Annotated in this window: 13 protein-coding genes and 1 other annotated feature; of the genes, 10 read left to right on the top strand and 3 right to left on the bottom strand. The window is 40.4% G+C overall.

Translation table 11 applies throughout. The features are described 5' to 3' along the window. Positions 1 to 145: 145 nt before the first annotated feature. From murC to ccpA, 6 genes are all read left to right on the top strand, one after another. Positions 146 to 1444, top strand: a complete 1299-nt coding sequence (gene murC, locus LC033_RS01460; protein ID WP_226566525.1) for a UDP-N-acetylmuramate--L-alanine ligase — start codon at positions 146 to 148, stop codon at positions 1442 to 1444. Positions 1445 to 1823: 379 nt separating this feature from the next. Then, entirely contained in the window at positions 1824 to 2243 is a 420-nt protein-coding gene (locus LC033_RS01455; RefSeq protein WP_226566524.1) for a DUF948 domain-containing protein, read from the top strand. A 25-nt stretch (positions 2244 to 2268) separates the two neighbouring features. Continuing rightward, the gene (locus LC033_RS01450) at positions 2269 to 2739 is read left to right on the top strand and encodes a YtxH domain-containing protein (protein WP_226566523.1); all 471 of its coding nucleotides are present in this window, start codon (positions 2269 to 2271) and stop codon (positions 2737 to 2739) included. Between the two features lie 30 nt (positions 2740 to 2769). Further along, on the top strand, positions 2770 to 3093 hold the full coding sequence (ytxJ, locus tag LC033_RS01445; protein WP_226566522.1) for a bacillithiol system redox-active protein YtxJ: 324 nt from the start codon (positions 2770 to 2772) through the stop codon (positions 3091 to 3093). Positions 3094 to 3305: 212 nt separating this feature from the next. After that, positions 3306 to 4382 (top strand): bifunctional 3-deoxy-7-phosphoheptulonate synthase/chorismate mutase, encoded by a 1077-nt coding sequence (locus LC033_RS01440; RefSeq protein WP_226566521.1) that lies wholly within the window; start codon positions 3306 to 3308, stop codon positions 4380 to 4382. Between the two features lie 435 nt (positions 4383 to 4817). Continuing rightward, complete coding sequence (gene ccpA / locus LC033_RS01435) at positions 4818 to 5819, top strand: catabolite control protein A (protein WP_226566520.1); 1002 nt, start codon at positions 4818 to 4820, stop codon at positions 5817 to 5819. A 44-nt stretch (positions 5820 to 5863) separates the two neighbouring features. Here the strand turns inward: ccpA and LC033_RS01430 are convergent, their stop codons facing one another. Genes LC033_RS01430 through LC033_RS01420 form a run of 3 tightly spaced genes read right to left on the bottom strand, consistent with a single transcriptional unit; the run spans position 5864 to position 8333 of the window. Continuing rightward, positions 5864 to 7024: an acetoin utilization protein AcuC gene (locus tag LC033_RS01430; RefSeq protein WP_226566519.1), complete on the bottom strand. Its 1161-nt coding sequence runs from the start codon at positions 7022 to 7024 to the stop codon at positions 5864 to 5866. Further along, positions 7021 to 7662 (bottom strand): CBS and ACT domain-containing protein, encoded by a 642-nt coding sequence (locus LC033_RS01425; RefSeq protein ID WP_226566518.1) that lies wholly within the window; start codon positions 7660 to 7662, stop codon positions 7021 to 7023. Before LC033_RS01425 ends, LC033_RS01430 begins: the two co-directional genes overlap by 4 nt. A gap of 38 nt (positions 7663 to 7700) precedes the next feature. After that, entirely contained in the window at positions 7701 to 8333 is a 633-nt protein-coding gene (locus tag LC033_RS01420) for a GNAT family N-acetyltransferase (RefSeq protein ID WP_226566517.1), read from the bottom strand. 155 nt (positions 8334 to 8488) lie between these two features. On the opposite strand from LC033_RS01420, the gene acsA reads away from it, so the two are divergent. From acsA to LC033_RS16975, 4 genes are all read left to right on the top strand, one after another. Continuing rightward, positions 8489 to 10213: an acetate--CoA ligase gene (acsA, locus tag LC033_RS01415; protein WP_226566516.1), complete on the top strand. Its 1725-nt coding sequence runs from the start codon at positions 8489 to 8491 to the stop codon at positions 10211 to 10213. 58 nt (positions 10214 to 10271) lie between these two features. Then, positions 10272 to 10509 (top strand) — a binding site (T-box leader). Between the two features lie 53 nt (positions 10510 to 10562). Then, a complete protein-coding gene (gene tyrS, locus LC033_RS01410; RefSeq protein WP_226566515.1) occupies positions 10563 to 11831 on the top strand; it encodes a tyrosine--tRNA ligase in 1269 nt (422 codons plus the stop codon). Positions 11832 to 12192: 361 nt separating this feature from the next. Beyond that, the gene (locus LC033_RS01405; RefSeq protein ID WP_226566514.1) at positions 12193 to 13785 is read left to right on the top strand and encodes a type I restriction-modification system subunit M; all 1593 of its coding nucleotides are present in this window, start codon (positions 12193 to 12195) and stop codon (positions 13783 to 13785) included. Between the two features lie 4 nt (positions 13786 to 13789). After that, on the top strand, positions 13790 to 14950 hold the full coding sequence (locus LC033_RS16975) for a restriction endonuclease subunit S (protein WP_226566513.1): 1161 nt from the start codon (positions 13790 to 13792) through the stop codon (positions 14948 to 14950). Positions 14951 to 14953: the final 3 nt, after the last annotated feature.

Here is a 14953-nt window from a genome sequence, read left to right as displayed (position 1 = left end):
AATATTGATTAGAAGAGGAAGATCGGAAAAAAATTTTTAATTGGAGCTGCGAACTGTGATCAGCTAGAGACGAAAATCACAAGTTGCAAATTGAAATGAGCGTCATATACTGTAAGTCAGATAGACGTTTGTTGGAGGTACAATTATGACTGTTTATCATTTTGTTGGAATAAAAGGGACAGGTATGAGTCCACTGGCCCAAATTCTCCATGATACTGGGTATACTGTCCAAGGATCGGATATCGAAAAACATATCTTTACACAAAAAGCATTAGAAGAACGAAACATAAAAATTCTTCCATTTGACTCGGAGAATATTCAGCCAGGGATGACGGTCATTGCAGGAAATGCATTTCCTGATACACACCCTGAGATTGAACGTGCCCTTTCCGAAGGGATTCCTGTGATTCGTTACCACAAATTCCTTGGAGAATACATGGATTCATTCACAAACGTTGCAATTACTGGTGCTCATGGCAAAACATCCACAACAGGACTGCTTGCACATGTGATGCAATCAGCAAAGCCTACTTCGTACTTAATCGGTGATGGATCTGGAATGGGGAAAGAAAACAGCGAGTATTTTGTATTTGAAGCATGCGAATACCGCAGACATTTTCTTAGTTACCACCCAGATTACGCAATCATGACCAATATTGATTTTGATCACCCTGATTATTTCTCGGACATTGATGACGTATTTGATGCGTTTCAAAACATGGCGCTTCAAGTGAAAAAAGCCATTATCGCTTGCGGAGATGATGAGCATTTGCTCAAGATTCAAGCGAAAGTGCCTGTTGTGTACTATGGATTCAATGAAGAGAATGATTTCCAGGCTCGAAATGTTGTGAAAAATACAGAAGGCACCACATTTGATGTATTTGTGCGCAATACGTTTTATAATACCTTCTACATTCCTGCGTACGGAAATCATAATGTCCTCAACTCGTTAGCAGTGATTGCATTATGTCATTATGAAGCCATTGATGTAGAACTGATCAAAGGGGCATTAACGACATTTGGCGGTGTAAAACGACGCTTTAATGAAAAAGTAGTCGGTGAGCAGGTCTTAATTGATGATTATGCGCATCACCCAACTGAAATTGAGGTAACAATTGAAGCAGCTCGTCAAAAATATCCAGACCGTGATATTGTCGCTGTCTTCCAACCGCATACCTTCACACGTACACAGCAATTCTTAACTGAATTCGCTGACAGCTTAAAGAAAGCAGACTATGTGTATCTTTGTGATATCTTCGGTTCAGCTCGTGAAAACATTGGTAAATTGAGCATTGAAGATCTACGAGGAAAAATCCCGCAAGCTCAATTGATTGAGGAAAAAGATACATCTGTACTGAAAGCACACGAGGATGCGATTCTGATCTTTATGGGAGCAGGAGACATTCAAAAATATCTGCGTGCTTATGAAAAAGTTGCTGTCTAAATGTTCATGAACGAAGGTGCCGTTTCAATCGGCACTTTCAGCGTGTAGACAAACCCTCGCATTCGCCCGCAGGTGCCGGTAATTACGAATGTCAAATTCGCTCTGCGCCGTGCTCGTCCTTCCTAGTTTAAGGGTTTTCTATCATCCTGAAAAGAAGACAAAGTGCTAAAATAAAAAACATTTTAGCACTTTTTTTATTTTGAATAAAATGTGATAGAGTAGCTAAATGTGTCAAGATCTGCTGCTTTTTTCGTTCCCTGTGGACAGGAATTAACGAAAAAGTGTAGAATTATTATTCAATCGGTCATTCTAGGCGATGTTTGAATGATACAACGAGAGGGTAATGAATTGAATATGCCCGCAGCAAAGGAGGTATGAAATGATTATAATTCTATATCTAAGCGTTGCACTGATCGCAATTGCTTTCCTCATTCTTGTCATCTATTTGTCCAAAACATTAAAATCCTTACAGCTGACATTAAAGAATGTCGCATCAACTTTAGAAGGTCTTGAAGGTCAGATGCAAGGCATCACAACAGAGACAGCACAGTTGCTACATAAGACGAATCAGCTTGCAGAAGATATTCAAGAAAAATCGGCAAAACTCAACACAGTTGTGGATGCGGTGCAGGGAATTGGCGGCTCCATTAACCAATTTAATACAAGCATCAAGCAGGCAGCTGGTGCAGTTTCTTCATCGGTTGAAAGAAATCAAGAAAAAGTCACGGATGTGGTAAGCTGGAGTAACGCAGCACTTGAAATTTATAAAAAATGGAAACAGCGCAAGTACCAAAAATAACCCATTTCGCATAGGAGGAAGAATCATGAGCAAAGATGGAATCAATAGCAAAGACTTTTTGATCGGAACACTTATTGGTGGCATTATTGGTGCAACAACAGCACTTTTTTTAGCACCGAAGTCAGGGAAAGAGCTTCGCAATGATTTGAACAACCAAGCGAATGCTTTAAAAGAAAAAACCGATCGACTCACAACAGATGCAAAGGAGAAAGGCACTGAATATGTGACGATTGCAAAGGATAAAACGTCTGAATGGTCTCAGCTGGTTGCAGAGCAATCAAATCAAATTTTAGACAAAGTGAAAGACATAAAAGAGCGTGCCGCTGGAAAAGCTAATCAAGTGAAAAGTGAAGCAAAAGATGCCACAGCTAATATAGCGAGCGAAGCGTCAGATGTAGCAGACGAAGCAAAAGTAAGAGCACAAGAAGCAACATCTGAAATTGAAGACGGCATCAACGATGTCAAAGAAAAAGTAGAACAATCGATTAAAGGCTAACTTGCTGTTCAATTTAGGAAGGAGCACACCATGTCAAAACAACTCATTGAAACAGAAGAACAGTTTGATCAACTAATGAATCAAGACGGGACCTTTGTCTTTTTTAAGCACAGTTTGACATGTCCAATCAGCAAGGCTGCTTTTAAAGAGTTTGAAGCATTTGCATGTGCACATGGAGACGTACCTACCTATTTTTTGGAAATTCAAAACACAAGAGAGCTTTCAGCCTATGTAGCAGAAAAGACAGGGGTGAAGCACGAAAGCCCTCAGGCACTCGTCTTTAGCGGCGGAAAAATAAAATGGCATGTATCTCACTCAAGTATAACAAAAGAAGCACTTGAGTATAATATGTAGAAAAACGTCAGCAATTGCTGACGTTTTTTTTATAAAAAAGGTTTACTTGAATCTAAAGTATGCTATAATTACACATAATACTTTATCACTTAAAAGCGTTTAGGTAATAAAGAATTTATTCGTGACAATTCGGAAATCTTTGTTATAATAAACCCTATCATTAGAGAATGAAAAATAAAAAGCGAGAACAGGCAGAGGAAAGGATGACAAAAATGAGCAACAATGAACTAGAACAATTGAGACAGCAAGCAGAAGAACTAAATCTTCAAATCTTAAAATTGATCAATGAAAGAGGAAACATTGTAAAAGAAATCGGAAAGGCCAAAGAAGCGCAAGGTGTCAACCGTTATGATCCTGTCAGAGAGCGCACAATGCTGAACCAAATTCTTGAGGAAAATGATGGACCATTTGAAAATTCAACCATCCAGCATATTTTCAAAGAAATTTTCAAAGCAGGTCTAGAGCTTCAAGAAGATGATCACAGCAAAGCACTCCTTGTTTCTCGTAAGAAAAAACCAGAAAATACAATCGTGAATATTAATGGGGAAGCCATCGGTGATGGAAAACAACGCTTCATCGTTGGGCCATGTGCTGTTGAGAGCTACGAGCAAGTCGCAGAAGTAGCGGCAGCAGCTAAAAAGCAGGGGCTAAAACTTCTTCGCGGAGGTGCATTCAAACCTCGTACAAGTCCATACGACTTCCAAGGGCTTGGCGTTGACGGTCTAAAAATCCTAAAGCGTGTAGCTGATGAATACGGTCTAGCTGTCATTAGTGAAATCGTAAACCCTGCTCATATTGAAAAAGCAATTGATCATATTGATGTGATTCAAATTGGTGCACGTAACATGCAAAACTTCGAGCTATTAAAAGAAGCAGGATCAGTGAATAAACCAGTTCTTTTAAAACGCGGTCTAGCAGCGACAATTTCAGAATTCATCAATGCAGCTGAATACATCATCTCACAAGGAAATGACCAAATCATCCTTTGCGAGCGTGGTATCCGCACGTATGAAACAGCAACAAGAAATACACTAGATATTTCTGCTGTGCCAATCTTAAAACAAGAGACACATTTACCAGTTTTTGTTGATGTGACGCACTCAACTGGACGTAGAGATCTTCTTCTTCCAACGGCTAAAGCAGCTCTTGCTATTGGAGCGGACGGTGTCATGGCAGAAGTGCATCCAGACCCATCTGTTGCCCTATCTGATTCAGCGCAGCAAATGGACATTCCTCAATTTGAAAAATGGTTAGACGCCTTAAGACCACTTGTTAACATTCACGCGTAATCATAGACAGAGTAGCCGCCGGATGAAAGCCCGGCGGTTTTTTTCATGGAGAAAATCCGAAATAATAGGTAAAAAACTCATTGAAAGCTTAAAAAGTGCTTGTTCATAATGTTTTCATTTTTAAAATTCGACAGAATCTGCTAAGATCATTGTCATAGCTGACGTTCACGATGACTTTTTATGAAATATGATTCAATATAAAGGTAACAAGCATATTCTGTTTAATTTAGTTATAAAAAGAAAGGGAACGTTTTCATATGACCAAAAAACGTGTATAATTTCATAAAAGAATGTCATTTTGATGTAGATTGAAAAATTATGTGTTTCTTTTCATCGTTTTAATGACAAATAGGATATTATTTTCCTCGTATCTGACATGTCTTTATCCAATTGGTGAATGCTATAGATATGAAGTGTATTTGAAGGAGTGATTTTGTGAATAATGTTACAATATATGATGTAGCAAGAGAAGCAAATGTAAGTATGGCAACAGTATCACGCGTTGTGAATGGAAATCCGAACGTAAAACCAACAACAAGAAAAAAGGTGCTTGAAGCGATTGATCGTCTTGGCTACCGTCCCAACGCAGTGGCACGAGGTCTTGCAAGTAAAAAAACAACGACAGTTGGGGTTATCATCCCTGATATTTCTAGTATTTTCTATTCTGAGCTTGCACGCGGGATTGAAGATATCGCCACAATGTACAAGTACAACATCATTTTGAGCAACTCAGACCAAAATACAGATAAAGAGCTTCATTTGTTAAATACGATGCTAGGCAAACAAGTGGATGGGATTGTCTTTATGGGCGGCAACATCACAGATGTCCATGTCGAAGAATTTAAGCGCTCTCCTGTACCGATTGTTCTTGCAGCATCCGTTGAAGAGCAGGCACAAACACCATCTGTGAACATTAACTACGAGCAGGCCATTTATGATTCAGTTCAATTATTAGTTGAAAAAGGACATAAACGAATTGCCTTCGTATCTGGGCCGTTGTCAGAACCAATTAACTCTGTGAGAAAGCTTGCTGGTTATAAGCGTGCGCTAGAAGAAGCGGGTATTGCGTTTGACGATGTACTCGTTGCTGAAGGCGATTACTCATATGACTCCGGTATTGAAGCCCTTGCGAATCTGCTTGAGCAATCTGATAAGCCGACAGCTGTCATTGCAGCAACAGATGAGATGGCTTTAGGGGTTATTCACGGAGCGCAGGACAGAGGTGTATCGATTCCTGAAGACCTAGAAGTCATTGGCTTTGATAACACAAGACTTTCCCTTATGGTACGTCCTCAGCTGACAACAGTTGTTCAGCCGACATACGATATTGGGGCTGTCGCAATGAGACTGCTCACGAAGCTGATGAACAAAGAACAAGTGGAAGATCAAATTGTCGAACTGCCACACAGAATTGAAGAAAGACAATCAACAAAATAAAAACAAGAAAGCAGGCTCACCTTATCAGTGAAGGCCTGCTTTTCTTATGCATTTTTCTTTTCTCTTCTAACAGGCATGAGTGCTTTTTCTACCGTTTGTGCATTTTTTTCTGTGATTTCTGCTCTTCTTGGTATCGGTGGATATAAATCTGCAGGATCTGACCATGTCGATGGAAGGGTGACAGGTGATTGCTTATTCCATGCTAGAATCCAGTCCTGTGGAAGCTCAGCTGGCGGTGTGATGCCTTTCATCTCAAGCCAAATGCGGCTCCATGCCCTTGGGACAACGCGCCAAATATCATACCCACCCCCGCCAACAGCAATCCATTTTCCGTCACAATATTGATGAGCAAGCTCATGGGCAAGTCTAGGAATTTCCTCATATATTTTCATGGTGGCAGATAAATGGGTTAAAGGATCATAATAGTGAGCATCCGCCCCATTTTGCGTTAAAATCACGTCTGGATTAAAAAAAGTAGCAATCTCAGTTACTGCTGTTCGGTATGCTTCGAGGAACGATTCATCTTCTGTAAATGCATCGAGAGGGATATTATACGCATAGCCATAGCCTTTATCGTGGCCTCTTTCCTGTACTTGTCCAGTTCCAGGGAACAAGTAGCGACCTGTTTCATGAATGGATACAGTACATACCTCTGGATCGTCATAGAAGCTAAACTGCACACCATCCCCGTGATGAGCATCAGTATCGATATATAAAATCCTTGCGCCATATGTCTTTTGAATGTATTGAATGGCCACAGAGCTGTCATTATAAATACAAAAGCCAGAGGCACGCCCTTTAAATCCGTGGTGAAGCCCGCCGCCAAGGTTGAGCGCATGATGCGAATGACCCAGCATCACTTGATCAACTGCTGTTAATGTTCCGCCGACAAGGAGAGAAGCCGCCTCGTGCATCCCTGCAAACATCGGTGTATCCTCAGTGCCAAGGCCATAGCGTTCGCCCTCTGCTGTAGACAGCTTTCCTTCACTTGCCCGCTGCACAGCTTGAATATAATCTGCCGTATGAACAAGCTTTAATTCATCGAGCGTCGCCATACGCGGTGCGATGATCTCATCATTCGTTAACGCTTTCATTTTTTGAAGAAGATCGTATGTTAAATAGACGCGAAGCTGATTGAAGGGATGATCTTGATGAAACTGGTACGTTTGAAAAGATGGTGAAAAAACAAAGGTCGCTTCTTTCATTTGATTGTCTGCTCCATAGGCCAAAGCACCTTGTAGCCTTTTGCTCGAATCAGCTTCGTCACATGATCTGCATGAATGGTTTGAAGGCGGAATACGAGCACTTTAGAGGCTTCATTTGCATGTGGGTACACAAGCACACTCAGCATTTGAATATGCTGCTCCTTTAAAATGGCCGTAATATCTGCGAGCCCCTCTGTCATTTGCTCCACTTCCACTTCTAAGTGTGACCCAGGCTGATCTGCACCTGTCAGTCTAACAAACGTACGAAGTAAATCTGTCTTCGTGATAATGCCTACAAGCTTGCCGCGTCTAACAACTGGAAGACAACCAATTCCGTGCTCAAAAAAGACACTTGAAATCTCCTCAACGAAATCAAGCGGGTGAGCGGTGATCGTCTCTAGCACCATGATCTCTTCAACCGGACGCTGAATAAAAAGCTGTCTTTTTTCTGTTTCGAAAATACTTGGACTGGCGTTTTTAATATCCCTATCTGTCACCATCCCAATGACAGATCCTTGATCAGATACGATGGGAATATGCCGAATGTGATGAGCACTCATTTTTTGAATGGCTTCTTCGATCGTATCGGTTTTTCGCAGCGTGATCACATCACGCTCCATAATTTGTTCAATCATCATGTTTACCAATCCCCTTTGCCAAAAAAACGAATTGAACGTTAATACATAAAGCGCTGATGGAAGCGAAGACGATCAAAACGCTCGATCGAATCAGGACTCACATTTTTGCCGATTCTCGCCATCAAACAATTGGCAGGATGTGAGCTGATCTCTGGCTCGTCTGTTGCAAACCAGACAAGACCACCTGCGTTCATCATTTTCTCCATCATTTTGCGGTACTCCCAAACGTTTTTCTTTGTCCCCTTTAAATCCCAATGCCAGTAATATTCAGTTGTCATGATGATGTAGTTCTCCATTTGCTCATCCATCATGCTCACATTCAGTAAATGCTTGCCGAGTGAGCAACCTCTAAATGGAGGAGCGACTTCAATGGCACCAAGCTCAATTAAATTGTCCATGTTGCCTTCTGACCAGCGCTCAAGTGGATCAGGATACAAATACGTGACATAGCCTGCGACAAGCTCATCCACTCTTGCAATGATCACACGTCCTTCAGGTAGATCTGCTATTTCAACAAGTGCTTGTTTCTGTTCCTCAGGCGTGCGAAATGCCGTTAGTCCTTCATGAAACGTGTAGTTCGCAAGCTCTGATGCAGGTACTGGGCCTTCAATAAGGATGTTACCTGTTTCTCGCTCAATTGTTTTTGAATAATAAGTTTTAGGATGCTCCACGTATCCACCGCCTCAAATTCTAGTGAGTCGTTTCTATTTTATCTTAAATCTTGAAAGAATTAAAATGGTTTCATTATAAGTTTTTTAAAAATTGAGAAAAAAAGTCATCTATACTATAATGATCATTGTAAACGTATGCAAAGGGGGACTGTTTGATGCAAGTGGAAACGCTACTATCAGTAAAAGGGAACTATCATTTAAATGATTATGAGCAGGCATACAAAGAATTCACATGGGAGGAAGCGAGAAAAAACTTCTCCTGGTATGAAACAGGAAAAGTAAATGTATCCTATGAAGCGATTGACAGACATGCGGACTCGTTTCGTAAAAACAAGGTGGCACTTCACTACAAAGATTCACAGAGGGATGAAAAGTATACATTCAGGGATATGAAAATCAACACAAACAAAGCGGGAAATCTATTAAGAGAAAAAGCGCATGTGCAAAAAGGGGATCGTGTCTTTATCTTTATGCCAAGATCACCTGAGCTCTATTTTCTTCTGCTTGGCGCTGTCAAAATTGGTGCGATCGTTGGCCCGTTATTTGAGGCATTTATGGAGGGAGCCGTCAAAGATCGTTTAGAAAATAGTGAGGCAAAAGTGATTGTGGCGACGCCTGATTTGCTGGAGCGGATACCATTTGCAGACCTTCCAAAACTTGAATCTGTCATCATTGTCGGCGGTGACAAGGAAGACGTGGATGGCGTGCGGACGATTCACTACGAAGAATCGTTTAAGCAGGCAGCAAAGGAACTCGACATTGAATGGATGGATGAAAAAGACGGCTTCCTGCTTCATTACACATCAGGGTCAACCGGTACGCCAAAAGGTGTCCTGCATGTCCATGGCGCAATGGTGCAGCAAGGCCAGACCGGGAAATGGGTACTTGACCTGAAAGAAGATGACGTCTACTGGTGTACAGCTGATCCTGGCTGGGTAACGGGTACGGTGTACGGCATTTTTTCACCATGGTTAAATGGGGCGACGAATGTCATATTAGGTGGCCGGTTCAATCCTGATACGTGGTATGAAACCATTGAATCACTTGGTGTGACTGTTTGGTACAGTGCGCCGACAGCCTTCAGAATGCTGATGGGGGCAGGGGACGACCTCATTCAAAACTATGACCTCAGCTCGCTCCGTCACGTTTTAAGTGTAGGGGAGCCTCTTAATCCTGAAGTCATCCGTTGGGGAGACGCTGTGTTTGGCAAACGAATTCATGATACATGGTGGATGACGGAAACAGGAGCACAGCTGATTTGTAATTATCCATGCATGGACATCAAACCAGGTTCAATGGGGAAACCAATTCCAGGCGTAGAAGCAGCGATTGTGGATAATGCCGGGAATGAACTTCCGCCATACCGAATGGGGAATCTTGCAATTAAAAAAGGCTGGCCATCCATGATGCATACGATCTGGAACAATCCTGAAAAATATGAATCTTACTTTATGCCGGGAGATTGGTATGTTTCAGGAGATTCAGCTTATATGGACGAAGACGGATACTTTTGGTTCCAGGGACGTGTCGATGATGTCATCATGACATCAGGAGAGCGAGTCGGTCCATTTGAGGTTGAAAGTAAGCTGGTTGAACATCCGGCCATTGCAGAGGCTGGTGTCATTGGAAAGCCAGATCCAGTCCGCGGTGAAATTATCAAAGCATTCATTGCTCTCAGGAGCGGATATGAGCCAACAGATGAGCTGAAAGAAGAGATTCGTACATTTGTGAAAAAAGGACTCGCTGCACATGCAGCACCGAGAGAAATCGAGTTTAAAGAAAAACTACCAAAAACGCGAAGCGGAAAAATTATGAGACGTGTGCTAAAAGCGTGGGAGCTGAATTTACCTGCTGGCGACCTTTCGACAATGGAAGATTAATTTCTCCGTCAGTTGACTTGAAATCAAAAGTATGTTAAAAATGACCTTAGTTGAATATGAAAAGGTTTTGACTGAGATTCAGTAGAATCATCTTTCCCTGTTTAAGAGAGCTGACGGCTGGTGCGAGTCAGTACAAAGAGATATTCGAATTACCCTCACGAACCGCTTTTACGAAAAGGAGCATAAATGCTGCCTCATTAGTGAAAGAACGGATCTGTCCGTTATCAGTGTAAGTGAAAAGACGTGATGTGTTGTCTTTTAAGCAGGGTGGTACCGCGATATATATCGTCCCTTCGTTCATACGAAGGGGCGTTTTTTATGTTGAATCGTAAAAAAAGGAGATTTGGATATGAGCGAATTGATGGAAGATTTATCGTACAGAGGTTTAATTCAGCAGCAAACAGATGAAGAAGGTTTGACAAAATTACTAACAGAAGAAAAAATCAAGCTATATTCCGGCTTCGATCCAACAGCTGACAGCTTGCACATTGGTCATCTCTTGCCAATTTTAACATTGCGCAGATTCCAAGAAGCAGGCCATCACCCGATTGCACTTGTTGGGGGCGCAACTGGACTGATCGGCGATCCAAGCTTCAAAAAAGCAGAACGCTCTCTAAACCCAGCAGAAATCGTGGAGCAGTGGTCAGAGAAAATCAAAGGCCAGTTGTCTCAATTTCTTGATTTTGAAGCAGGTGAAAACCCAGCAGTTATCGTCAATAACTATGACTGGATCAGCCAAATGAATGTCATCACGTTCCTTCGTGATATTGGAAAGAACTTCGGAGTGAACTTCATGCTGGCAAAAGATATCGTCAGCTCTCGTATCGAGACAGGGATTTCGTACACAGAGTTCAGCTACGTGATCCTACAATCTTTAGACTTCTTAAACCTTTACAGAAATGAAAATTGTAAGCTTCAAATCGGTGGAAGTGACCAGTGGGGAAATATCACCTCTGGACTTGAGTTGATCCGTAAGTCTGAGGCAGAAGGTGAAAAAGCATTTGGTCTCACGATGCCGCTTGTCACAAAAGCAGATGGCACGAAGTTTGGGAAAACAGAAGGCGGCGCGATCTGGTTAGATAAAGAAAAAACGTCACCATATGAATTCTACCAATTCTGGATCAACACAGATGACCGTGACGTCGTGAAATACTTAAAATACTTTACGTTCTTATCAAAAGGAGAGATCACATCGTATGAAGAAAAAGTGCAAACAGCCCCTGAAAAGCGTGAAGCGCAGCGCCGTTTAGCAGAAGAAGTTACAACGCTTGTACATGGCCGTGAATCACTAGAACAGGCTGTGAACATCTCAAATGCGCTATTTAAAGGCGAGATCAAATCTCTTTCACCTGAAGAAGTAAAAGTAGGCTTTAAGGATGTCCCTTCGATGGAAAAAAGCAGCACAGAAGAGCTGATACTTGTCGATGTACTTGTTGAATCAAAGCTGTCTCCTTCAAAACGTCAAGCGCGTGAGGATATTACAAATGGTGCTGTTTACATCAACGGAGAGAGACAAACCGATAAAGACTATGTTCTTTCAGACGAAGACCGAATTGAAAACCAATTTACCGTCTTAAGAAGAGGGAAAAAGAAATACTTCCTTGTCACTTACAAGTAAGACTCAATGTGTAGCCGGGCTGAGAGAACCGGCTGCATTTTTTTATGACAAATAAGGTCACAGAGTCTAACAGACTTTTAGCAGAACGAATCTCTAGTCTTTTGGCATCGGCTCATACGAAACAAACAGTACCTTGTTCACTTTTATCATATTTTTTTTGAAATAGAGTCTAGATAGATTTTTAATGAAGAAACATGAGTATCTATTGAGTATGTTCTATAAATTAATAGTAATTCCTGTGAATATTTGAAATGATTGTCGATGAAATAAGACTATGATACGATGAATTCGTATGATAAAAAGTAATTCATACGGAAGGATTAAAACAACATGATCAATAAAGAAAAGCGAGGAAATAACGATGGCTGTATTACATACAAAATTATTTAGTGCCGCAGATGATCTTAGAAGCAAAATGGACGCTTCAGAGTATAAAAACTATTTATTAGGTTTGATTTTCTATAAGTATTTATCTGACCAATTATTAGAAAAAGTCATCGAAGTTGCATATGAATCGCCGGAAGTATACGATACACAGGATAAACAAGCGCAATTATACAAAGAGTTATTATCAGATGAGGATATTCAAAAAGACTTAATCGAAACATTAGTCGATACGATAGGATATGATATCGAGCCAGCGTATTTATTTAGTGAGTTAGCGAGTCAGGCAAAACAGAATACCTTTCAATTAAATGATTTAAATAAAGCATTTATTGATTTATCGACGAAATATCTTCAATTTAGTGGCTTGTTTGATGATGTGGATTTGAAATCGAAAAAACTAGGATCAGATGATCAGCAGCGAAATATTACGATAACAGAAGTATTGAAAAAGTTAAATGATGTGGATGTCATAGGCCATAATGGAGATGTCATTGGAGATGCCTATGAATATTTAATCAGTCAATTTGCCTCAGAAGCAGGGAAAAAAGCGGGAGAATTCTATACACCACATGAGGTGTCTATCATGATGGCTCGTATTGTGGCAATGGGACAAGAAGAGAAAAAATTATTCAGCGTGTATGACCCTACAATGGGTTCTGGTTCTTTAATGTTAAATGTTCGTAATTATATTAAATATCCAGAAAGTGTGAAATATCACGGGCAAGAACTGAATACAACGACTTATAACTTAGCAAAAATGAACTTGATCTTGCACGGTGTTGATTACGAAGATATGCGTCTGCGTAACGGGGATACATTAAATAAAGACTGGCCGACCGATGAGCCATATACATTTGATTCAGTTCTAATGAATCCGCCATATTCAGCCAAATGGTCAGCAGATGATACATTTTTAGATGATTCACGTTTCAATCGCTATGGGAAATTAGCACCGAAATCAAAAGCGGACTTTGCTTTTCTATTGCACGGCTTATATCACTTAAAAGATTCTGGAACCATGGCGATTGTCCTGCCACATGGTGTTCTTTTCAGAGGCGCAGCAGAAGGTGTCATCCGTAAAAAATTACTAGAAGATGGACACATTGATGCGGTGATCGGTTTACCAGCAAACTTATTCTTTGGTACAAGCATTCCAACCACTGTCATCATTTTAAAGAAAAACCGTACAACGCGTGATGTACTATTTATTGATGCGAGTAAAGAATGTACCAAAGGAAAAAATCAAAACAAATTGTCTATAGAAAACATTGATAAAATCGTAGAGACATATCAAAAACGAGAAGATGTAGAAAAGTATGCACATGTCGCAAGCTTTGAGGAAATCAAAGAAAATGACTTCAACTTAAATATACCAAGATATGTCGATACATTCGAAGAAGAAGAGCCTGTCGATATGGATGCTATTGGAGCGGAAATTCAAGCAATTCGAAAAGAAAAAGAAGAGCTAGAGACGAACCTATATGAAATGATTTCTTCCATGCAGTATGATGAAAAAGACGCAGAATGGATGAAAGGTGCGTTAGAGGTGTTTAAGCGTGGGAAGTAAAAGAGTGCCAGAAGTGAGGTTTAAGGGGTTTAGTGGGGAATGGGAAGAATCTATACTGGGCGAAATAGTGCAAATCACAATGGGGCAATCACCTAAGGGAGAAAATTATACAAAAAATCCCCATCACCATATTTTAGTGCAAGGTAATGCAGATATGAAAAATGGTTGGGTAACACCTCGGTTATGGACAACTCAGATCACAAAAAAGGCCAAAAAAGGAGATATTATTTTAAGTGTTCGAGCACCTGTCGGTGATGTTGGAAAAACTCACTATGATGTTGTTATTGGTAGAGGAGTAGCAGCAATTAAAGGAAATGAGTTTATATACCAATTGTTATTAAAGATGAAAGTCGATGATTTTTGGGTGAAATTTAGCACAGGATCTACATTTGAATCGATAAATTCGACTGATATTAAAGCGGCAATTATTAGAGTTCCAGATGAATTAGAACAATCGAGAATCGGCAACTTCTTCAAACAACTAGACGAAACAATTGCGCTTCAACAACAAGAACTAGACACCTTAAAACAAATGAAACAAGGGTTCTTACAAAAAATGTTTCCAAAAGAAGGAGAGTCCGTACCGGAAATTCGTTTCCCTGGGTTTGTTGAGAGATGGGAAGCTAAGTGTTTAGGAGAGATCTCTGAGTCTTACTCTGGTGGTACACCAAGTGTAGATAATAAAACTTTTTATGGTGGAAACATTCCTTTTATTAGGTCGGCAGAGATTAATTCGAAAACTACTGAATTATATATTACTGAAGAAGGATTTAATAATTCTTCATCCAAAATGGTTAGCGTAGGAGATATTCTTTATGCTTTATATGGTGCTACGAGTGGTGAAGTGGGAATTTCTAAAGTAAACGGGGCAATTAATCAGGCTTTGTTAGCAATAAAGCCTAAAAGAGGTTACGATTCATATTTCATTACCCAGTGGCTTAAAAAACAAAAAAGCTCAATTGTTAATACCTATCTCCAAGGAGGACAAGGTAATCTTTCTGGTTCTATTGTTAAGAAATTGATATTACAAATACCTTCTGATGAAGAACAAACCCAAATAGGCAACTTCTTCAAACAACTAGACAAAACAATCGCTCTACACGAACAAGAACTAGATATTCTAAAACAAACAAAAAAAGCCTTTTTACAAAAGATGTTTGTCTAGCAA

Origin of the sequence: Bacillus stratosphericus, assembly GCF_020524495.1 — a bacterium.
Lineage (GTDB): Bacteria > Bacillota > Bacilli > Bacillales > Bacillaceae > Bacillus > Bacillus stratosphericus_B.
Note: the sequence above shows the minus strand (reverse complement) of the source record. Positions and strands in the feature narration are given on the sequence as shown.